19 protein-coding genes are annotated in these 20003 nt (G+C 62.0%); 6 read left to right on the top strand and 13 right to left on the bottom strand.

Going from position 1 to position 20003, the window contains the following annotated elements:
• Nucleotides 1–37: 37 nt before the first annotated feature.
• From pspG to ACUXAC_RS18495, 3 genes are all read right to left on the bottom strand, one after another.
• The gene (gene pspG, locus ACUXAC_RS18505) at nt 38–256 is read right to left on the bottom strand and encodes an envelope stress response protein PspG (RefSeq protein ID WP_025304448.1); all 219 of its coding nucleotides are present in this window, start codon (nt 254–256) and stop codon (nt 38–40) included.
• 157 nt (nt 257–413) lie between these two features.
• Nucleotides 414–1424, bottom strand: a complete 1011-nt coding sequence (gene dusA / locus ACUXAC_RS18500) for a tRNA dihydrouridine(20/20a) synthase DusA (protein WP_019453217.1) — start codon at nt 1422–1424, stop codon at nt 414–416.
• A 111-nt stretch (nt 1425–1535) separates the two neighbouring features.
• Nucleotides 1536–2108 carry a sugar O-acetyltransferase gene (locus ACUXAC_RS18495; RefSeq protein WP_201965679.1) on the bottom strand — a complete coding sequence of 191 codons (573 nt, stop codon included), beginning with the start codon at nt 2106–2108 and terminating at the stop codon, nt 1536–1538.
• A 245-nt stretch (nt 2109–2353) separates the two neighbouring features.
• Here ACUXAC_RS18495 and zur point away from each other — a divergent pair, with 245 nt between their 5' ends.
• Complete coding sequence (gene zur / locus ACUXAC_RS18490; protein ID WP_015379223.1) at nt 2354–2866, top strand: zinc uptake transcriptional repressor Zur; 513 nt, start codon at nt 2354–2356, stop codon at nt 2864–2866.
• Nucleotides 2867–2968: 102 nt separating this feature from the next.
• On the opposite strand, the gene ACUXAC_RS18485 is transcribed toward zur, so the two are convergent.
• The 4 genes from ACUXAC_RS18485 to ACUXAC_RS18470 all read right to left on the bottom strand — a co-directional run bounded on the left by ACUXAC_RS18485 (nt 2969) and on the right by ACUXAC_RS18470 (nt 6012).
• Nucleotides 2969–3178: a CsbD family protein gene (locus ACUXAC_RS18485; protein WP_004936743.1), complete on the bottom strand. Its 210-nt coding sequence runs from the start codon at nt 3176–3178 to the stop codon at nt 2969–2971.
• Nucleotides 3179–3493: 315 nt separating this feature from the next.
• Nucleotides 3494–4831 carry an MATE family efflux transporter DinF gene (gene dinF / locus ACUXAC_RS18480; RefSeq protein ID WP_060425155.1) on the bottom strand — a complete coding sequence of 446 codons (1338 nt, stop codon included), beginning with the start codon at nt 4829–4831 and terminating at the stop codon, nt 3494–3496.
• 101 nt (nt 4832–4932) lie between these two features.
• On the bottom strand, nt 4933–5541 hold the full coding sequence (gene lexA / locus ACUXAC_RS18475; protein WP_025160136.1) for a transcriptional repressor LexA: 609 nt from the start codon (nt 5539–5541) through the stop codon (nt 4933–4935).
• 102 nt (nt 5542–5643) lie between these two features.
• Nucleotides 5644–6012, bottom strand: coding sequence for a diacylglycerol kinase (locus ACUXAC_RS18470; protein ID WP_015379225.1), 369 nt, complete (start codon nt 6010–6012; stop codon nt 5644–5646).
• A 149-nt stretch (nt 6013–6161) separates the two neighbouring features.
• On the opposite strand from ACUXAC_RS18470, the gene plsB reads away from it, so the two are divergent.
• Nucleotides 6162–8627 (top strand): glycerol-3-phosphate 1-O-acyltransferase PlsB, encoded by a 2466-nt coding sequence (plsB, locus tag ACUXAC_RS18465; protein WP_193158445.1) that lies wholly within the window; start codon nt 6162–6164, stop codon nt 8625–8627.
• 66 nt (nt 8628–8693) lie between these two features.
• Here the strand turns inward: plsB and ubiA are convergent, their stop codons facing one another.
• Both ubiA and ubiC read right to left on the bottom strand, forming a co-directional pair.
• Nucleotides 8694–9566, bottom strand: coding sequence for a 4-hydroxybenzoate octaprenyltransferase (gene ubiA / locus ACUXAC_RS18460; RefSeq protein WP_342120796.1), 873 nt, complete (start codon nt 9564–9566; stop codon nt 8694–8696).
• 17 nt (nt 9567–9583) lie between these two features.
• Nucleotides 9584–10099 (bottom strand): chorismate lyase, encoded by a 516-nt coding sequence (ubiC, locus tag ACUXAC_RS18455; RefSeq protein ID WP_038874327.1) that lies wholly within the window; start codon nt 10097–10099, stop codon nt 9584–9586.
• 392 nt (nt 10100–10491) lie between these two features.
• Between ubiC and ACUXAC_RS18450 the strand changes: the two genes are divergently transcribed.
• The 3 genes from ACUXAC_RS18450 to ACUXAC_RS18440 are packed head-to-tail and all read left to right on the top strand — an operon-like array spanning nt 10492 to nt 13905.
• Nucleotides 10492–11874 carry an MFS transporter gene (locus tag ACUXAC_RS18450; RefSeq protein ID WP_060425154.1) on the top strand — a complete coding sequence of 461 codons (1383 nt, stop codon included), beginning with the start codon at nt 10492–10494 and terminating at the stop codon, nt 11872–11874.
• Between the two features lie 24 nt (nt 11875–11898).
• On the top strand, nt 11899–12900 hold the full coding sequence (locus tag ACUXAC_RS18445) for a LacI family DNA-binding transcriptional regulator (RefSeq protein WP_060425151.1): 1002 nt from the start codon (nt 11899–11901) through the stop codon (nt 12898–12900).
• Between the two features lie 21 nt (nt 12901–12921).
• A complete protein-coding gene (locus tag ACUXAC_RS18440; protein WP_342120799.1) occupies nt 12922–13905 on the top strand; it encodes a nucleoside hydrolase in 984 nt (327 codons plus the stop codon).
• Nucleotides 13906–13960: 55 nt separating this feature from the next.
• Here ACUXAC_RS18440 and malM read toward each other — a convergent pair whose 3' ends face one another.
• The 4 genes from malM to ACUXAC_RS18420 all read right to left on the bottom strand — a co-directional run bounded on the left by malM (nt 13961) and on the right by ACUXAC_RS18420 (nt 18362).
• Nucleotides 13961–14866, bottom strand: a complete 906-nt coding sequence (malM, locus tag ACUXAC_RS18435) for a maltose operon protein MalM (protein WP_038874335.1) — start codon at nt 14864–14866, stop codon at nt 13961–13963.
• Between the two features lie 100 nt (nt 14867–14966).
• A complete protein-coding gene (locus tag ACUXAC_RS18430) occupies nt 14967–16259 on the bottom strand; it encodes a maltoporin (protein WP_049288181.1) in 1293 nt (430 codons plus the stop codon).
• A 29-nt stretch (nt 16260–16288) separates the two neighbouring features.
• Complete coding sequence (malK, locus tag ACUXAC_RS18425) at nt 16289–17398, bottom strand: maltose/maltodextrin ABC transporter ATP-binding protein MalK (RefSeq protein ID WP_038874339.1); 1110 nt, start codon at nt 17396–17398, stop codon at nt 16289–16291.
• Complete coding sequence (locus ACUXAC_RS18420) at nt 17391–18362, bottom strand: alpha-amylase family glycosyl hydrolase (RefSeq protein ID WP_060425181.1); 972 nt, start codon at nt 18360–18362, stop codon at nt 17391–17393. Before ACUXAC_RS18420 ends, malK begins: the two co-directional genes overlap by 8 nt.
• A gap of 358 nt (nt 18363–18720) precedes the next feature.
• On the opposite strand from ACUXAC_RS18420, the gene malE reads away from it, so the two are divergent.
• Complete coding sequence (gene malE / locus ACUXAC_RS18415; RefSeq protein ID WP_019453233.1) at nt 18721–19914, top strand: maltose/maltodextrin ABC transporter substrate-binding protein MalE; 1194 nt, start codon at nt 18721–18723, stop codon at nt 19912–19914.
• Nucleotides 19915–20003: the final 89 nt, after the last annotated feature.

Genomic DNA, 20003 nt, shown 5'->3' with positions numbered 1-20003 from the left:
AAGTTTCATCGCGACTGACTGATTATTCAGCAAAAAATCAGTAACGTCTGGCCTGCGGTTTCTGCATCGACCGGTAAATCCATACCCCGACGACCGCCAAAATCAGCCACGGCAGCAGCTTGATGACCACCGCGAACAACCCGCCCAACAGCATGAACGCCGCCGCCACCAACAGCGCAGCGAAGATCCCCAGCAGCGAGATGCCGGTCACCATCAGCATCACCACAAAGCCAATGAGAAAGAAGATTTCCAACATGATTGCTCCTTTGCAATACAACGTATCTGCTGAGGGAATTACAAGAAGCGTGCCAGAATGGCGGAGGGGCTAACCTATTGAAAAGATGGGGCAGGCATCCGGCAACGCGCCGAATGCCTGGCGAAAAAAACTAACTGTTGGTCAAAATTTTTGTGGGTTACGCCATTTCCACACGCGGCTGACGCACCAGCGCCAGCGCCTGCTCCACCACCCGCGCATCGGCACCCGGCTTGTGGGCGTTCTCGCTCAGGTGGCGACGCCACTGGCGCGCGCCCGGCACGCCCTGGAACAAACCGAGGATGTGGCGGGTGATGTGGCCGAGATAGGTGCCGTTGGACAGCTCGCGCTCAATGTACGGATACAGTGCTTCGACGATCGCCACGCTGTCCGGCACTGCGGTCTGCGCGCCGAACAGTTCGCTGTCGACCCGCGCCAGAATGCCCGGATTCTGGTACGCCTCGCGCCCCATCATCACGCCGTCCAGATGCTGCAGATGCTGCTGCGCCTCTTCCAGCGTTTTCACCCCGCCGTTGATGGCGATGGTCAGCGCCGGGAAATCCCGCTTCAGCTGATAAACGCGCGGGTAGTCCAGCGGCGGCACTTCGCGGTTCTCTTTCGGGCTGAGGCCGGAGAGCCAGGCCTTGCGCGCGTGGATGGTGAACATGTCGCACTCGCCGCGCCCGGCGACGGTTTGGATAAAGTCGCACAGGAAGGCGTAGCTGTCCTGATCGTCGATGCCGATGCGGGTCTTCACCGTCACCGGGATCGACACCACGTCGCGCATCGCCTTGATGCAGTCGGCGACCAGCGTCGCCTGCCCCATCAAACAGGCGCCGAACATGCCGTTTTGCACGCGATCGGACGGGCAGCCGACGTTGAGGTTAATCTCGTCGTAACCGCGCTGCTCCGCCAGTTTGGCGCAGTGCGCCAGCGCGGCCGGATCGCTGCCGCCCAGCTGCAGCGCCACCGGATGCTCTTCTTCGCTGTAGGCCAGGTAGTCGCCCTTGCCGTGAATGATCGCGCCGGTGGTCACCATTTCGGTGTACAGCAGCGTTTCCTTGGTCAGCAGGCGGTGGAAGTAACGGCAATGACGATCGGTCCAGTCGAGCATCGGCGCGATGGAGAAACGATTGGCGGCGTAGGTTGGGGCGTGGTTGTCTTTCGTCATGCTGAGTTACTGGCTACCTGAGTCTGTCTGGGTTTAACGAACGGCGCGCGGCCGCAAACGGCTATTATAACGACAATCGGCGCCGTTGGGAAAATCGCCTTCGTTTCCCCCCTATTCCAACGTGCGGATAACCCGGCACGGCTGCCCCAGCGCCAGCACATTGGCCGGGATATCGCCGGTCACGATGCTGCCCGCGCCGATAGTCGTGCCGTCGCCGATGGTCACGCCCGGCAAGATCACCACGTTACCGCCGATCCATACGTTGCTGCCGATGGACACCGGCTGCGCCGAGGTGCGGAAAGGAAAGGCCGGGTCGCCGGTAAAGCGTTCGCCGGCCTTCAGCGGGTGGCTCGGCGTGTAGATTTGCACGCTGGGGCCGATCAGCGTGTTGTCGCCGATGGTGATGGTATTGCAGTCGAGGAACACCGCATTGACGTTGATAAAACAGTTTTTACCGATGCGGACATGCTGCCCGTAGTCGCACCAGAACGGCGTTTCGATCCAGCTCGCCTCACCCCAGGCGCCGAACAGTTCGCCGAGCAGGCGGTTTTTCTCGTCCGCCTGATGCGAATCCAGCGTCCCCAGGCTTTTGGTCAACGCCCTGGCCCGATGGTACATCGCAATCAGTTCTTCATCGCGGCTGTTGTACTCCAGGCCGCTTAACAGCTTCTCTCTTTCCGTCATCACACAAGGCTCCTGTTCGTCACGCGGGTGAAGCGCGTTATACCGCTCTCGCCAGCGGCTCTCCAGCGCTAAAATCGGCAACGTTGATTTGCCGCCCGGTGGAGGGAAAAAGTTGTGATGCATCTCTCTTTTAGCGCACTCAGCGCGCCTTTCCCTGCGCAATCCTCAGGGGAAAAGGGGGCAACTCTCGGCGATTCGCCGTAATCATGGTAAAATCGGCTTTTTTACGTACCGGGATATTTGCGATGAACTCAACCACCCAGGAAAAGCTGCTGGCGCAGGCGGAACGCCTCTGCCAACAACGCAATGTGCGATTGACGCCGCAACGGCTGGAAGTGCTGCGTCTGATGACTCAGCAACCCGGTGCAATCAGCGCTTATGACCTGCTCGATCTGCTGCGCGTCGCCGAACCGCAAGCCAAGCCGCCGACGGTCTATCGCGCGCTGGATTTTCTGCTGGAGCAAGGGTTTATCCATAGAGTGGAATCCGCCAACAGCTACGTGCTGTGCCACCACTTCGAACAGCCGATGCACACGTCCGCACTGTTTATCTGCGACCGCTGCGGCCAGGTGACCGAACGCACTACCGAAGGCGTAGAGGAAACGCTGCAGAAGCTGGCGCAGGAGGCCGGATTTGCGCTGCGTCACAGCGTGGTGGAAGCGCACGGCCTGTGCGCCGGCTGCGTGGAGGTTGAGGCATGCGACAGCAAGCATGACTGCGCCGAACACGATCACAGCATCGCCATCAAGAAGAAGTAACACGAAGTCAGGTACCTCCCTGTACCTGCGGCCGGGGCGCCAGAGGATGAGAGCGACGCCGGCCTGCGCTGGGCAAGCCGCCTTCAATGGCGGCCCTGCAAATTACCAGCGGTGTTTGGTGTGATCTTCCCAGGCTTTCACCTCTTTCTCGGCCGCCTCTTTCTGGTAACCGTAGCGCTCCTGGATTTTGCCGACCAGCTGTTCGCGTTTCCCTTCGATGACCGTCAGATCGTCATCGGTCAGCTTGCCCCATTTTTCCTTCACTTTGCCTTTAAGCTGCTTCCAGTTACCGTCGGCTTGATCTTTATTCATAGTCTCTCCGTTAACCTGTGGTGAATCAGTGATCCCTGTCGCCGGCCGGGGTTAACCAGAAATTTTTCTGGCCGATACGCCCTTCACCTTAAGAGATATCGCTCCCCTTCATTCGCCAGCCACATGATTCATTCTAGTTAAAAATGGAAATAAAAAAGCCATATGACAGAATAAAAAACCATTAAGAAATGAAATAAACATAAAAAACGCCAACAAACAATGAGCTAAGCCGGGCAGAACCAGGCTGGAAACATGTAAGCAAACATGAACAAAAACATAAGACAAATTAATAATTAACCCAACAAAGCGCACGGTTTAGCGTGCGGCAAACCAGCTGCCGCGCACCTGATGGCGGTGCCAAATCCAGCCCAGTGCCAGACCGCGCAGCGCCAGAAACACCGCCAGCGCCAGCCAGAGTCCGTGGTTGCCAAGCAGCGGCACGCTGAACAGCGCCAGACCGTATCCCGCCGCAGCCACCGCCATGCTGTTGCGCATCTCGGCACCGCGCGTGGCACCGATAAACATGCCGTCCAGCAAATAGCACCACACCCCGACCAGCGGCAGGATGACCTGCCACGGTAAATAGTGGGCGGCCAACGCACGCAGCTCCGGCAAGGAGGTCAACGCCGCCACGATCTGCTGGCCGGTAACGGCATACGCCAGGGCGAAGGCCAGCGCGACCAGCCCTGCCTGCCTGCAGGCCGCGTGCCACACCTTGCGCAGCTGGCTGTCGTCCCGGGCACCGTAGGCGTGGCCCGAATGGGCTTCCACCGCATAAGCGAAGCCGTCGAGCGCATAGGCGGTGAACGTCAGCAGATTCATCAATACCGCGTTGACCGCCACCACGTCGCTCCCCAGACGAGCGCCGAAGATGGTCAGCGATGCAAAGCACAGCTGCAGCAGCAATGAACGCAACATGATGTCGCGGTTAAGCGCCAGCAGCCGACGCAGATCGCCACGCCAGGCCTGGCGCAGCATCGGCAGGGTGATACCGCGCAGGCGCATCACCCGCCACGCCAGCCACAGGCCGAGCAGCAGCGTGGCGTATTCGGCGATGGCGGTTGCCGCCGCCGCCCCTCGCACGTTCCAGCCCAGGCCCATCACCAGCCAGATATCCAGCACGATGTTCAGCAGGTTGCCGACAATCAGCAGGATCACCGGCGCACGCACATACTGCACGCCGAGCAGCCAGCCCAGCAGCACCAGATTAGCCAGCGCCGCCGGCGCGCTCAGCCAACGGATCTCAAGAAAACGCCGCGCCTGTTCCAGCACCTCGCCATTGCCACCGACGATCCGCAGCGCCAGTTCGATCAGCGGATAGCGCAACAGGACGATCGCCACCCCGGCCAGCAGCGCCAGCAGAAGCGGCTGCATAAAGGCGCGCGCCAGCGCCTGCGGGTTCTGTGCCCCCAGCGCCTGCGCCGCCAGGCCGGTGGTGCTCATGCGCAGGAACAACAGCAGCATGAACAGGAAGCTGGTCGCCACCGCGCCGATCGCGACGCCCCCCAGGTAGATCGGGCTGTCGAGGTGGCCGATCACCGCGGTGTCCACCAGCCCGAGCAGCGGTACGGTGATATTGGAGAAAATCATCGGCAGAGCCAGGCGCCACAGGGCTTTATCGGTGTCGCTGGTGAAGGCGGAAATCAAGCGCATGATGAGATGTTCCCGTAGCAGTGGCGAAGGGCAAGGTCAGAAACAAAAACGCCCCAGAACAGGGGCGATTGATACAAGAGGCGGCACTGAGAGTGCGACGATTAAATCCAGTCACCGTTGCGGATCACGCCGACCGCCAGCCCTTCGATAGTGAAATTCTGCTGGCGCAGATCGACCACGATCGGTTGGAATTCGTTGTTCTCCGGCAGCAGCTCGACCACGTTGCCGTGTTTTTTCAGGCGCTTGACCGTCACTTCGTCTTCGATGCGCGCCACCACGACCTGGCCGTTGCGCACGTCTTGCGTTTTGTGCACCGCCAGCAGATCGCCGTCCAGAATGCCGATGTCACGCATCGACATGCCGTTCACCCGCAGCAGGAAATCGGCGCTCGGTTTAAACAGGGAAGGATCCACCTGGTAGTGCCCTTCGATGTGCTGCTGCGCCAGCAGCGGCTCGCCGGCGGCGACGCGGCCGATCAGCGGCAGCCCTTCTTCTTCTTCCATCAACAGGCGGATACCGCGCGAGGCACCGGAGACGATTTCGATCACGCCTTTGCGTGCCAGCGCCTTCAGGTGTTCTTCGGCGGCGTTAGGCGAGCGGAACCCCAGACGCATCGCGATCTCGGCACGCGTTGGCGGCATGCCCGTTTGCGAAATATGATCGCGAATCAGATCGTAGACCTCTTGCTGTCTGGTAGTTAATGCTTTCATTCCGCCCCCTGTTTGTTTATACAGTCTTGCTGTGAGTATATACAGGTAAGCGCGGATTGGGAACCGAAGAATAAATAAAAATCAGTCAGTAGGCGCCTTTCGTCAGCCAAAATGCTGCCATAAGACCGTGCCCCAAACGAACAGCGCCAGCACGATCGCCAGCGACACCGCCGCCGATCCCATGTCCTTGGCCCGGCCGGACAGTTCGTGATGTTCGCTGCCGATGCGATCCACCACCGCCTCGATCGCGCTGTTCAGGATCTCGACGATCATCACCAGCGCTACCGATCCGATCAATAAAATGCGCGCTATCGCACCCACATCCAGCCAGACAGCCAGTATGATAGCCAGCAGGGTGACCACCAGTTCCTGGCGGAAAGCCGCTTCGTGCTGCCAGGCGGCGGAAAGCCCTTTATAGGAATAGCCGGCGGCCTTGATGATGCGGGTCAGTCCGGTTGCTTGGTTTGCCATGTTTTCGTGCCTTTCTCAGAGGTCGGTCATAATAAAAAGAGTCTAGAACAGTCCGCGCTGACGGCTCTCGGTTTTCGAACACCACAGATCTGCTACCCGGTTTCTGGTATGCTTGCGGCGCATTGCTAACAAGAGGCTTCACGTTGTTTATGTCAGGTTGGCGTAAAATTTATTATAAAATATTGAATTTACCACTTAAATTGTTGGTAAGAAGTAAGGTCATCCCTTCAGATCCGGTTACCGAGCTAGGGTTGGATCCCTCACGGCCGATTTTGTATGTTTTACCTTACAATTCCAAGGCGGATTTGCTGACGCTGCGCACCCAGTGCCTGGCGCAGGATCTGCCCGATCCGCTCAACTCGCTGGAGATCGACGGCACCGTGCTGCCGAGCTACGTGTTCATTCACGACGGCCCGCGCGTGTTCCGCTACTACACCCCGAAAGAAGAGTCGGTAAAGCTGTTCCACGACTATCTGGATCTGCACCGCAGCAATCCGGATCTCGACATTCAGATGCTGCCGGTTTCGGTGATGTTCGGCCGCTCGCCGGGCCGCGAAGGCCACGGCACGCCGCACCTGCGTCTGTTGAACGGCGTGCAGAAATTCTTCGCCGTGCTGTGGCTCGGCCGCGACAGCTTCGTGCGTTTCTCCAACACCGTTTCGCTGCGCCGCATGGCCACCGAGCACGGCACGGATAAAACCATCGCGCAGAAACTGGCGCGCGTGGCGCGCATGCACTTCTCGCGTCAGCGCCTGGCCGCGGTAGGCCCGAGCCTGCCGGCCCGCCAGGATCTGTTCAACAAGCTGTTGGCGTCCAAAGCGATCGAAAAAGCGGTCGAGGACGAAGCGCGCAGCAAGAAGATCTCGCACGAAAAGGCCCAGCAGAACGCCATCGCGCTGATGGAAGAGATCGCCGCCGATTTCTCCTACGAAACCGTGCGCCTGTCCGACCGCGTGCTGAGCTGGACCTGGAACCGGCTGTATCAGGGCATCAACGTCACCAACGCCGAGCGCGTGCGCCAGCTGGCGCAGGACGGCCACGAGATCGTCTACGTGCCCTGCCACCGCAGCCACATGGACTACCTGCTGCTGTCCTACGTGCTGTATCACCAGGGCCTGGTGCCGCCGCACATCGCCGCCGGCATCAACCTCAACTTCTGGCCGGCCGGCCCGATCTTCCGCCGCCTGGGCGCGTTCTTCATCCGCCGCACCTTCAAGGGCAACAAGCTGTACTCGACGGTGTTCCGCGAATACCTCGGCGAGCTGTTCACCCGCGGCTACTCGGTGGAATACTTCGTGGAAGGTGGCCGTTCCCGCACCGGGCGTCTGCTGGAGCCGAAGACCGGCACCCTGTCGATGACCATCCAGGCGATGCTGCGCGGCGGCACCCGTCCGATCACGCTGGTGCCGATTTACATCGGTTACGAACACGTGATGGAAGTGGGCACCTACGCCAAAGAGCTGCGCGGCGCCACCAAGGAAAAAGAGAGCCTGCCGCAGATGCTGCGCGGCCTGCGCAAGCTGCGCAATCTGGGCCAGGGTTATGTCAACTTCGGCGAGCCGCTGCCGTTGACCGCTTACCTCAACCAGCACGTGCCGCAGTGGCGCGAGTCTATCGATCCGATCGAAGCTCAGCGCCCAAGCTGGCTGACGCCGACGGTCAACGATCTGGCCGGCCAGATCATGGTGCGCATCAACAACGCCGCCGCGGCCAACGCCATGAACCTGTGTTCCACCGCGCTGCTGGCTTCGCGCCAGCGTTCGCTAACCCGCGAACAGCTGGTCGAACAGCTCGAGTGCTACCTGCAGCTGATGCGCAACGCGCCTTACGCACGTGACGTCACCGTACCGACGCAAACGCCGGACGAGCTGCTGGATCACGCGCTGAACATGAACAAGTTCGAGGTGGAAAAGGACAACATCGGCGACATCATCATCCTGCCGCGTGAGCAGGCGGTGCTGATGACCTATTACCGCAACAACATCCACCACCTGCTGGTGCTGCCGTCGCTGATCGCCAGCATCGTGATGCATCATCGCCGGGTATCGCGCGCCGAACTGCTGCGTCAAATCGGCATGATCTACCCGATGCTGAAAGCCGAGCTGTTCCTGCATAACGACAAGGAACAGCTGCCGGAGGTGCTGCAGCCGGTGATCGACGAGCTGATCCGCCAACAGCTGATCTGCGACAAAGGCGACGAGCTGGTGCTGAACCCGGCGCGCATTCGCCCGCTGCAGCTGCTGGCCGCCGGGGTGCGCGAAACCCTGCAACGCTACGCCATCACCATGTCGATCCTCAGCGCCAACCCGAGCATCAACCGCGGCGCGCTGGAGAAAGAGAGCCGCATCATGGCGCAGCGTCTGTCGGTGCTGCACGGCATCAACGCGCCGGAGTTCTTCGACAAGGCGGTGTTCTCCACCCTGGTGGCGACGCTGCGCGAAGAAGGCTATATCAACGATAGCGGGGATGCGATCCGCGAGCACACCCTTGAGGTGTACAACATGCTGAGCGAGCTGATCACGCCGGAAATCAAGCTGACCATCGAAAGCGTCAACATGCCGGCAGAGACCAACGCCCTGCCGCAAGCCGACGCGGAAGAAGAGCAGGACGAGTGATGTCGTCCGGCACCGAAACACAAAAGGCACCCCCTGGGGTGCCTTTTTTCTTGCTTTGCGAAACCGTTACGCCGGCAGATAGCTCAGCGCGATGCCGATAAATACCACCAAGCCGACATAGTTGTTCTGCAGGAAGGCCTTGAAGCAGGCTTCGCGCTCGCGGCCGGCGATCTGTTTTTGCTGGTGAATGAACAGCGCGCCCGCCAGCAACAGCGACCAGTAAAACGCCCCGCCGAGCTGCGCCAGATAACCGACCCACACCAGCAGCAGCAGCGTCGCGAACTGCAGCAGCCCGACGATCAGCTTGTCATAACGGCCGAACAGGATAGCGGTGGATTTGATGCCGATCTTCAAGTCATCGTCGCGATCGACCATCGCATACAGCGTGTCGTAGGCCACCGTCCAGCAGATGTTGGCCAGCAGCAGCAGCCAGCAGCTGAGCGGCAGCGATTCGCTGACCGCCGCATACCCCATCGGAATGCCCCAGCCGAACGCGGCGCCCAGCACGAACTGCGGCAGGTTGGTCACCCGCTTCATGAACGGATACACCCAGGCCAGCGCCAGCGCCGCCAGCGACAGCCAGATGGTCATCGCATTGAGCGTCAACACCAGGCAGAACGAGATCAGCACCAGCACCGCAAACAGCACCTTGGCCTCTTTCACGCTCACCCGACCGCTCGGCATCGGCCGCCCGGCGGTGCGTTTCACGTAGCCGTCCACCGCGCGATCGGCGTAGTCATTCACCACGCAGCCGGCGGCGCGCATCAGGAACACGCCGAGCACGAACACCAGCAAAATCGACAGCGGCGGCACGCCTTTCCCGGCCAGCCACAGCGCCCACAGCGTCGGCCACAGCAGCAACAGCGTGCCGATCGGTTTATCAATGCGCATCAAATGGCTGTAAGCCCGCCATTTACTTTGAGTCACGCTTCCCTCCAAGGTCTTGCTCTCCTCTCTTATGCAGGAACCGCTGAATACAGCGGCGAAGCCGGTAAAAACAATTCGGTCAGCAACAGCGGTTTGCCCGCCAGCCGCAGCCGTGAACGGCGCGCCCACAGCGCATCCTGTCGGCCGATATGGATATAGTCGCGGGTCAGATCGCCGCTGCTGAACAGGTAGCGCCCCAGCGGCAGCGTGCCCAGATCCACCAGCGCCTGGTCGGGGCCGGTCAGCGTATTTTCCGGGATCACCGTGCGCCCCAGCAGCCAGGGCTGGTCGTCGCCCAGCAGCACCACTTCGCGCAGCCAGTAGCGCGGGCTGTCGGGCAGGTGGTTCGCCTCGTCGCCCAGCGCCTCGCGCGTGACGAAGCATTCGCGCTGCGGTTCGACGCGCACCTGGGCACAATGGCGTTCAAATCGGCGGGTCATGGAGCCTAACTCCATCAGCCAGTCGCTGACGGCGGCGGGCGCCGGAGGATCCTGTTCGGACAACCACTCCAGCGGCGGCAGGATGGAATCCCTGATGCCAGACATTGCTTTACTCCTCGCCTGAACCGCGGCCGGTACGGCGCGCCAGACGATACAAACTGTTAACAGGCCCCCATTGTAGCGCAGAAATACGAAAGCGGCAGGCTGATTCGTGGCGAAAACGGCGGTGGCTTCCGCCGGAAAAACCGGGCTCCTGTCATCTTTTTGCCATCCGCGTTCTCTATCTTCGTTCCCCGGCACGATGACGATTCTGTGATCGCCTGCAAAGTTTCATCTTTGTCGCGTTGTTTTATCTACGCGCGTAGATACTCTGACACCGCAGCGTTGAATCGCCATGCGTCCGACATCATTTGTCGGCACACCTTTGTTGCCGGCACCAGGGAAACCATCTTTAACCGCGCCCCTCCAGGCGCAGAACAAAAGAGGATAGCACTGCCATGAGCGAAACAACGCTTGCCACTCCACAGACCGCCGACGCCGCGCTGGCGGCCGATGAACGCCTGGCAACCAAAGAGGGGCGCAGCCAATTTTGGCGCGCCACCTTCTCCTGCTGGCTCGGCACCGCCATGGAATACGTCGATTTCGCGCTGTACGGCCTGGCGGCCGGCATGGTGTTCGGCGACGTGTTCTTCCCCGAGGCCACGCCGCTGGTCGCCCTGCTGGCCAGCTTCGCCACCTACTCCGTCGGCTTCGTCGCGCGGCCGATCGGCGCGCTGGTGTTCGGTTGGATCGGCGATCGCAAAGGCCGCCGCGTGGTGCTGATCACCACCGTGGCGCTGATGGGCCTCTCCACCACGCTGATCGGCCTGATCCCGTCCTATGCGCAAATCGGCGTCTGGGCACCCACCTGCCTGGTGATCCTGCGCTTCGCGCAGGGGTTCGGCGCCGGCGCGGAGCTGTCCGGCGGCGCGGTGATGCTGGCGGAATACGCGCCGGCCAAGCGGCGCGGGCTGGTGGCGTCGATCATCGCCATCGGCTCCAACAGCGGCACCCTGCTGGCGTCGCTGGTGTGGCTGCTGGTGCTGCAGCTCGACAAGGAAGACCTGATGAGCTGGGGCTGGCGCATTCCGTTCCTCGCCAGCATTCTGATCGCCGGCGTGGCGCTGTACCTGCGCCGCCACGTGCGGGAAACGCCGGTCTTCGAGCGCGAGCTGCAGCAAAACCACCAGCGCATGCTGGACGCCGCCCAGGCCGCACCGGATACGCGCAGCTACCTGCAGCGCACCAAGGCGTTCTGGGTGATGCTCGGCCTGCGCATCGGTGAAAACGGCCCTTCCTACCTGTGCCAGGGCTTTATCGTCGGCTACGTCGCCAAGGTGCTGATGGTCGATAAATCGGTGCCGGCGCTGGCGGTGCTGATCGCCTCGCTGTGCGGTTTTCTGGTGATCCCGCTGGCCGGCTGGCTGTCCGATCGCTTCGGCCGCCGCGTCACCTACCGGTGGTTCTGCCTGCTGCTGGTGCTGTACGCCTTCCCGGCGTTCTGGCTGCTCGACAGCCGTGAGCCGGCGATCGTCATCTCGGTGATCGTGGTCGGCATGTGCATCGCGTCGCTGGGGATCTTCGGCGTGCAGGCGGCCTATGGCGTCGAACTGTTCGGCGTGAAGAACCGCTACTCCAAAATGGCGTTCGCCAAGGAGCTCGGCTCGATCCTCTCCGGCGGCACCGCGCCGCTGATCGCCACCGCACTGCTGTCCGGTTTCGGTCACTGGTGGCCTGTCGCCTGCTATTTTGTTGTAATGGCGGGCATCGGCTTAATCACCACCTTCTTTGCTCCCGAAACCCGCGGCCGCGATCTCAACCTGCCGCAGGATGCCGCGTAGCGAGAAGGCGAACAGGACCTCAATGTGGATAATCACTCCGCGCGACGCGTTACCCGCGCCGACGTGGCTCGCGTAGCGGGCACCTCCGTCGCCGTAGTCAGCTATGTGATCAACAACGGCCCGCGCCCGGTGGCGGAAGCCACCCGGCTGCGCGTGCTGGCGGCGATCGAGCAGACCGGCTACCGGCCGAACGACATCGCGCGGGCGCTGGCCTCCGGCAGCACACAAACCTACGGGCTGGTGGTGCCGGATATTTCCAACCCGTTCTTCGCCACCCTGGCGCGGGCACTGCAGCAGGAAGCCTTCAGCCGCGGCCGTGTGCTGCTGCTAGGCGACGCCGGCGACGATCGTCAGCGCGAGTATGAACTTATCAACAACCTGCTGCGCCGCCAGGTCGACGGCCTGCTGTACACCAGCGTCGATCGCCATCCGTGGTTCGATCTGATCCGCGCTTCCGGCACGCCCTGCGTAATGATAGACACCATCGACAGCCAGGCCGGCGTCTGCGCCATTCGCGTCGACGAGCGCGACGCCGCCTGCCAGGCAACCCGCCATCTGCTGCAACACGGCTACCGCGATATCGGCATTTTTATCGGCCCGCTGACCATGCTCAACGCGCAGGATCGCCTGAACGGCTGGCGCGATGCGCTGCTGGAGGCGGGCATCGCGCCACGCGACGAGTGGATTTTCGAAGTGCCCTACACCCGCCAAGGCGGTTACCAGGCCACCCAGCGCCTGGTGCAAGGCCCACGCCCGCGCGCCGTTTTCACCTCTAACGAGCAACAGGCGCTCGGCTGTCTGTCGGCGTTGGCGGAGCATGGGCTGCGCGCGCCGGACGATCTGGCGCTGATCTGTTTTAACGGCACGCAGCAATCCGAATTCAGCGTGCCGCCGCTCAGCGCGGTCGAGCAGCCGATCGACGCCATGGCCAAGCGGGCCATCGCCATGCTGGCCGCCGGTGCCGCGCCCGCCGAGCTGCATGAATTCGCTTTTCAACTGCGCATCCGCCGCTCCTGCGGCTGTTAGCGGTTTTTCAGGACACCTTATATGCGTTTAATCATTGATTGCGATCCCGGCAACGGCGTGCCCGGCGCCAACGTCGACGACGGCCTGGCGCTGGCCCTGGCGCTGGCGGCCAAACCGCAGCTGCAGCTGGAGCTGATCAGCATCGTGGCCGGCAACACCCCGCGAGAAGTGGGCTTCGCCGTCGCCACCGATCTGCTGGCGCAGAGCGGCTATCAGGTGCCGGTCGCCCTCGGCGCGGCGCGCGCCCTGAGCGAGCCGCCGGAGCCGTGGCGCGCACATCTGGACCGCCCGATCGCCGATCCGAAGCTGGCGGCGCTGTGGCGTGACCTGCCCGCGCCCTCGCTGGCCAACGCGCCCGCACCGGACGCCGCCATCGCCATCGGCGAACTGATCTGCCGACATCCCGGCGAGATCACGCTGGCGGCGATCGGCCCGCTGACCAACGTTGCGCACGCCATGCAGCTTTACCCGCAGATGGCGCAGGCGGTGAAAGAGATTGTGATCATGGGGGGCGTATTCAACGTCGACGGGTACATCAAGGACACCAATTTCGGTTTGGATCCGGAAGCGGCGCGGCTGGTGTTGAACAGCGGCGCCACCATCACGCTGGCACCGCTGGATGTCACCACCCAGACCATGCTGACCCAGGCGGATCTGGCCGCGTTGACCCAGCCGGATACCCCGCTGTGCCGCTATTTACGCGCCACCACGCGGCCGTGGATCGACTATTCGCGCCATACGCGGCACCTGCCGGGCTGCTGGATCCATGATGCGTTAGTGATCGCCTGGCTGCTGGCGCCGCAGCTGGTCACCACCGAGATGTTCCATGTGGATGTGGCGCTGGAAGGGACGTTGACGCGCGGCAGCTCACGCCGCTGGCGGCCGGACAGTCTGCGCCTGACGGTCGGCATGCCGCCGCCGCAGGGCAAGCCGGTGCGTGTCATGCAGCAGGTAGACAACGCCCGTCTGTTGGCGTTGATCGGCGCAACGCTGGCCCGCGGATGAAAAAAGGTGCGCCAAAGCGCACCAATCATCGAGCCAGCATCGGCAGCGCCGGGTGTTACCCCTTGCCTTTAACGCTGCTGATAAACGTTTTACGCGCGGTGGTCGAGCCCAGTTTCTCGGCCTCATTCATCAGTTTCAGCGCCTTGTCGATATCGCCCGCCTTCACCGCCTGTTTGATGCCGTTATTGAAGTAGCTTTCGGTATCGTTGAGCATCGGCTCCGCCGGTTTCTCCGGCGCCGGTGCCGGTGCCGCCACGGCGGCAGGGGCGGTCGAGCCCACCACCACCGGCGCCACGGTCGGCGCAGGCTGCAGCATGCCGATCATCACGTTGCCGGTGCCCTGTTCAGCGGTGACCTTAAGCTTCAGCGTGCCGGTCGTCGCGTGGCCGGCGATCGGATCCGGGATATCCGGTACCGCGTTGCCCACGCCCTGCGCATAGGCCTTGGCCGGGTTGGTCAACTGAGTGGTTTTCGCCAAGTCCTGGCGGGTGGTGTACACCAGCAGGTAAATCTGTTTTTGGCCGAGCGCCGGCGTCAGTTTCAGCGTACCTTCGAGGCGATCGGAGGACATAGCCCCCGGCGGCTGATACGGGAAGTAGCTGCTCGGGTAATACGCCGCCGGGCGCAGATGCTCGTCCAGCACCAGCACGCTCGGCGCATAAAGCGAATTGTTTTTGGCAAGGCTGCTCAGCGTCACTTCCAGCGAACCGCGATCGGCCGGCAGCGTATAGGCGGCGATCGCCCCCTGAATCTCGCCCTGATTGAGCTGCGGGCTGACGGCGTCCAGCTTCACCTCTTGCGACACCGGCGGCTGCAGCGGCTGCCACGGCAGGCTTTGCAGCGTGGCGGCGCTGATGGCCGGCGCGACGGAAACGTTGGCCGGCGTCTCGGCGTTGGCCGCCAAAGGCGCGCCGACGGTCAGCGCCAGCGACAGGCAGAGTGACAGCAGATTCTTTTTCATCGTTATATCCTCTTTCAGCGCTGCGGCGGATCAGGCAAGAGATCCGGCCGCGGCGAATGCGGTTGGGGGAGAGCCGCTGGCCCTCCCCGCCCTGTCGTCGTTACCACCAAATTTCCATCTGGGCGCCGAAGGTGACTTCGTCATCCTTGCCGCGGCTGAAGGTATGCATGCTGGTGTCGTTGTAAGCGGTGCCGGCGTTATACCCGGTGTCGTCACCGGTGGCGTAGCCCCACTTCTCATCCCACTTGGCGTAGGTGGCGAACAGACGGATGGCCGGGCGCGACCAGATGCTGTTGCCGGCCTGCCATTGCTGCGCCAGGGTCACTTTATACTGGCCGTTGCGATCGCCGGTGCGCTGGGATTTGACGTTGTCGTAGCCCGCTTCCAGCAGGGTGCTCATGATCGGCGTCCATTTGTACATCGGGCGCACGCCCACGGTGTACCAGGTGGTGCCGTTGTTGTTGTCGCGGTCGATGTCCTGGAACATGGCGACGTACATCAACGCCCATTGATCGTTGAAGTCGATGGCGCCGTGATCCAGCACGCGGATCATCTTGCCGTTGTTATCGATGGTGGCGCCTTCGTTGCGGCCGTTGTTCTGCGAGGTCATCGAGTCGGTGGCGTACTGCACCACAAACTTGTTGTAACCGTTCAGGATGCTTTGGGTGTGTTCCGCGGTGAACATCCAGCCGTCTTTGCTGGCGCCGTCGGCCAGGTGGTAGTGGTCCTGCGCATTGGCGCGGCCGTAGTCCACGCCCAGCTCCAGGGTGCCGCCCGGGTTCAGCTCCAGGCCGGCCAAGCGCACGTCGAAGGTGTCGTTGACGGTCGGACGCTGTTTCCATTCGTTATCCAGGTAGCCGTAAGAGCCGCCGGACTCCGAGTTGCGGGTCACGGCAGCGGAAAGCTTGCCGAAGCCCAGATCGATGTTTTCCAGACCGGCGCCCGGGCCGGAGATATCCCAGTAGTAGAAGTCGATCATGTGAACGTCATGACGCTGATAGAAGCGCTTACCGGCCCACAGCGTGGAGCCCGGCAGCCAGTCGATCAGGTTTTTACCCTGCACGTTGACTTCGCGGAAGCCCGGGGTCACGTCTTCCCAGTCGGAACGTTGCGAGACCGAATAGGCCAGGTTGGTGTCGAAGTAGAAGCTCTTGTCGCCTTCTTTCCACACTTCCTGCCCCAGTTTCAGCTCGGCGTAGGTTTCGCATTCGTTGCCGAGACGGTATTTGCTCGCGGCGCCGGTGGCCTTGAAGCACTGTTGCTCACCGCCGCTGCCGGTCCAGCCGATGCCGGAACGGGCGTAACCGTGGAAATCCACGGCCAGCGCCTGGGTAGAGAGAACACCGGCGGCGACAGCCAGTGCCAGAGGAAGTTTGCGCAGAGTAGTCATCATTATTCTCCTGTTATACCGACTTTGGTGCTTTAAACGCCCGGCTCCTGGTGCAGCCGTTTACATGCCGTACCGTCTTCACGGAACAGGTGGCAGCGGTGAGGCGGCAGGCCGATGGCGAATGTGGCACCTTCTTCTACCAGCACCACGTCATTCTGGCGGTACACCAGGTTTTGACGGATAGCCGGGATTTGGATGTGGATTTGCGTCTCGTTGCCGAGTTGCTCCACCACCTGTACGTCGCCGGTAAGCCGCACTTCAGAGGCTTCGCCAGGCAGCAGATGTTCAGGGCGAATGCCCAGTGACAGGTTGGCGCCGGGCTGAACGCCCGCGCCTTCCACCGGCAGCCAGACCAGCTGGCGGTTGGGCAGTTCGACCTGCACCTGTTGCGGCTGCGCCGCGGTCACCTTGACCGGCAGGAAGTTCATCTTCGGCGAGCCGATAAACCCGGCGACGAAGCGGTTGGCCGGGTAGTGGTACAGTTCCAGCGGCTTGCCGACCTGGGCCACGCGACCGGCGTCGAGCACCACGATCTTGTCGGCCAGCGTCATCGCTTCGACCTGATCGTGGGTGACGTAAATCATGGTGCGCTGCAGGCGCTTGTGCAGACGGGAGATCTCGATGCGCATCTGCACCCGCAGCGCGGCATCGAGATTGGACAGCGGTTCGTCGAGCAGGAACACGTCCGGCTCAGCGACCAGCGTGCGGCCGATCGCCACGCGCTGACGCTGCCCGCCGGACAGCGCCTTCGGCCGCCGATCGAGCAGGTGTGCCAGCTGCAGCACCTCGGAAACCTGGTTCACCCGTTGATTGATTTCCGCTTTCCTGGCGCCGGCCAGCTTCAGGCCGAACGACATGTTGTCCGCCACTGACAGGTGCGGATACAGCGCATAGGATTGGAACACCATGCCGATGCCGCGCTCGGAAGGCGGCACCTCATTCATACGTTTCTCGCCGATCAGCAGCTCGCCGGAGGTGATGTCCTCCAGCCCGGCGATCATGCGCAGCAGCGTCGATTTACCGCAGCCCGACGGCCCGACAAACACCACAAACTCGCCGTCTTCGATGGTCAGATTGACGTCTTTGGAAATCACGGCCTCACCGAAGGCCTTATAAACGCTGCGCAGTGTGACGCTAGCCATGCGTTACTCCCCTGCTTTCGCAGTTAACATGTCGTGTGAAAATGGCGGAGGCAAAGCCCGCCAAAACCCATTGATGACCCTCTTGCTGCGCGCCGTGCTGCCATGCCAACGGCAAGGTCGCCTCAGACGGCGCGGCCGCCTGAGTATAAGGCTGCAGGTTTATCAGCGCTTCAAGGCATTGATCCTGATGGGTAATAAGTAAGCGCACCACGCCGTCTCGCTGGCTGACCGCGCTCAGCTCGCCGCGCTGGATGAGCGGCGAACGGCGCAGGGCCAACAGCGCCTGGCAGTAACGTAAGGTGGAGTGGCTGTCATGCTGTTGGCGGCTGATGGCCAGCGCGCGGTGTTCGATCGCCACCTGCTGATACCAGCTGATTTCGCCGGCGGTGACCTGTTCGGGGGCCTCATGCCACGGCATCGGCGTTTGCGCGCCGCGCGGATCCTGCAGGCCAGCGGCATGCGGCAGCCCCAGCTCTTCGCCCTGATACAGGCAGATCGGCGCCGGCAACATCGCCAGCAGCGTCAGAAAGGCGGCGGCGGAGCGCAAATCGCCCTGCCCCCAGCGGCTGACCACTCGGGGCTGATCCGCGTCGCCGGTGCTCCACAGGCTGTCCGCCAACGAGGCGCGGCGGGCATGCAGCACCGCCACCAGCTTCTCCGCGCTGAACGGCATCACGTCCAGCGCCAATGCGCCGTGGGCGAACCGCTGCGGCGCGGCCGCATTGCGAACGCGGTTGGCTTCATCGGCGTACCACAGCGTCAGCCCTTCGCCCGTCACCGTCGCCTCGGTCTCCGGCGCCAGCGTCTGCGGCAGCAACAGGCCGTCGATCGACAGCGCTTTCAGGTACGGCAGCGCCGCCAGCATGCCGTGCGCGTCGCCCACTCCGTCCCCGTTTCCGTCACGGAAACTGGCCGGATGGATCCGGTACAGGGTGGGCTGGGTGGCGATAGGCATTGACGACATAAATCCGGTATCCCTGCTGCGCGTGGCGTTGAAAATCAATGGGCCGATAGTGCGGGAGTCGCCGGAAAGGGTAATCATCCGTAACAGGATTTTTCATGGGGGAGGAGACGGGAGGATGAGAGAACGACCACAGCGATGAGAAGTTCCGCGCTTAAGGCAAATCTGTGATCCGGCTGGCAAAAATCGCCCCCCTATTTTGTGCCTGACGCCACAGAATAGAGCGCAACGTTAACTGGATCACACTCCTCATCACAGGGGCGTAGAGGGGGGGAGGATGAGAATATGTCGCGTTGTGACCCACTATTACCGCGAAACGTCTCTCCTTGATTTATGTGCCCACAAAAAGAAGGACTGGATTATGACTCGCAGCATTACCCTCGCCCGCACGCTGGCGCTCTCGGCACTGGCCACCCTGGTGCTCTCTTCTTCCGCCTTCGCCAAGATCGAGGAAGGCAAACTGGTCATCTGGATCAACGGCGACAAGGGCTATAACGGCCTGGCCGAAGTCGGCAAGAAATTCGAAAAAGACACCGGCATCAAGGTCACCGTCGAGCACCCGGACAAGCTGGAAGAAAAATACCCGCAGGTGGCCGCCACCGGCGACGGCCCGGACATCATCTTCTGGGCCCACGACCGCTTCGGCGGCTATGCGCAGTCCGGCCTGCTGGCCGAAATCCACCCGTCCAAAGCCTTCCAGGACAAGCTGTTCCCGTTCACCTGGGACGCCGTGCGCTATGACGGCAAGCTAATCGGCTACCCGATCGCCGTCGAAGCGCTGTCGCTGATTTACAACAAAGACCTGGTCAAACAGCCGCCGAAGACCTGGGAAGAGATCCCGGCGCTGGACAAGCAGCTGCGCGCCAGCGGCAAAAGCGCCATCATGTGGAACCTGCAGGAACCCTACTTCACCTGGCCTATCATCGCCGCCGACGGCGGTTATGCCTTCAAGTATGAAAACGGCAAATACAACATCAAGGATGTCGGCGTCGCCAATGCCGGTTCGCAGGCCGGTCTGCAGTTCATCGTCGATCTGGTGAAAAACAAGCACATCAACGCCGATACCGACTACTCGATCGCCGAAGCCGCGTTCAACAAAGGCCAGACCGCGATGACCATCAACGGGCCGTGGGCCTGGAACAACATCGAGCAGAGCAAAATCAACTACGGCGTGACGCTGCTGCCAACCTTCAAAGGCAAACCGTCCAAGCCGTTCGTCGGCGTGCTAACCGCCGGCATCAACGCCGCCAGCCCGAATAAAGAGCTGGCGACCGAGTTCCTCGAGAACTACCTGCTGACCAACGAAGGGCTGGCGGACGTCAACAAAGACAAGCCGCTGGGCGCGGTGGCGCTGAAGTCCTATCAGGAAGCGCTGGCCAAAGATCCGAAGATAGCGGCCACCATGCAGAACTCGCAAAACGGGGAAATCATGCCAAACATCCCGCAGATGAGCGCCTTCTGGTACGCCGAACGCAGCGCGGTGATCAACGCCGTCAGCGGCCGTCAGACGGTGAAAGCCGCGCTGGACGACGTGCAGACCCGTATCACCAAGTAACGACGTCGTGCGGGATTAACATCCCCGAAATAATTGGAGTTACACCGCGACGGCAAGTACGCACATCCCCGGGAGCATAGATAACTATG

Source organism: Serratia sp. 121840015-1 (genome assembly GCF_053627655.1).
Note: the sequence above shows the minus strand (reverse complement) of the source record. Positions and strands in the feature narration are given on the sequence as shown.

Excerpts from the sequence above, each read along its gene's own strand:
- pspG (WP_025304448.1), bottom strand. The coding sequence starts at position 256 with ATGTTGGAAATCTTCTTTCTCATTGGCTTTGTGGTGATGCTGATGGTG.
- dusA (WP_019453217.1), bottom strand. The coding sequence starts at position 1,424 with ATGACGAAAGACAACCACGCCCCAACCTACGCCGCCAATCGTTTCTCC.
- ACUXAC_RS18495 (WP_201965679.1), bottom strand. The coding sequence starts at position 2,108 with ATGACGGAAAGAGAGAAGCTGTTAAGCGGCCTGGAGTACAACAGCCGC.
- zur (WP_015379223.1), top strand. The coding sequence starts at position 2,354 with ATGAACTCAACCACCCAGGAAAAGCTGCTGGCGCAGGCGGAACGCCTC.
- ACUXAC_RS18485 (WP_004936743.1), bottom strand. The coding sequence starts at position 3,178 with ATGAATAAAGATCAAGCCGACGGTAACTGGAAGCAGCTTAAAGGCAAA.
- dinF (WP_060425155.1), bottom strand. The coding sequence starts at position 4,831 with ATGCGCTTGATTTCCGCCTTCACCAGCGACACCGATAAAGCCCTGTGG.
- lexA (WP_025160136.1), bottom strand. The coding sequence starts at position 5,541 with ATGAAAGCATTAACTACCAGACAGCAAGAGGTCTACGATCTGATTCGC.
- ACUXAC_RS18470 (WP_015379225.1), bottom strand. The coding sequence starts at position 6,012 with ATGGCAAACCAAGCAACCGGACTGACCCGCATCATCAAGGCCGCCGGC.
- plsB (WP_193158445.1), top strand. The coding sequence starts at position 6,162 with ATGTCAGGTTGGCGTAAAATTTATTATAAAATATTGAATTTACCACTT.
- ubiC (WP_038874327.1), bottom strand. The coding sequence starts at position 10,099 with ATGTCTGGCATCAGGGATTCCATCCTGCCGCCGCTGGAGTGGTTGTCC.
- ACUXAC_RS18450 (WP_060425154.1), top strand. The coding sequence starts at position 10,492 with ATGAGCGAAACAACGCTTGCCACTCCACAGACCGCCGACGCCGCGCTG.
- ACUXAC_RS18440 (WP_342120799.1), top strand. The coding sequence starts at position 12,922 with ATGCGTTTAATCATTGATTGCGATCCCGGCAACGGCGTGCCCGGCGCC.
- malM (WP_038874335.1), bottom strand. The coding sequence starts at position 14,866 with ATGAAAAAGAATCTGCTGTCACTCTGCCTGTCGCTGGCGCTGACCGTC.
- ACUXAC_RS18430 (WP_049288181.1), bottom strand. The coding sequence starts at position 16,259 with ATGATGACTACTCTGCGCAAACTTCCTCTGGCACTGGCTGTCGCCGCC.
- malK (WP_038874339.1), bottom strand. The coding sequence starts at position 17,398 with ATGGCTAGCGTCACACTGCGCAGCGTTTATAAGGCCTTCGGTGAGGCC.
- ACUXAC_RS18420 (WP_060425181.1), bottom strand. The coding sequence starts at position 18,362 with ATGTCGTCAATGCCTATCGCCACCCAGCCCACCCTGTACCGGATCCAT.
- malE (WP_019453233.1), top strand. The coding sequence starts at position 18,721 with ATGACTCGCAGCATTACCCTCGCCCGCACGCTGGCGCTCTCGGCACTG.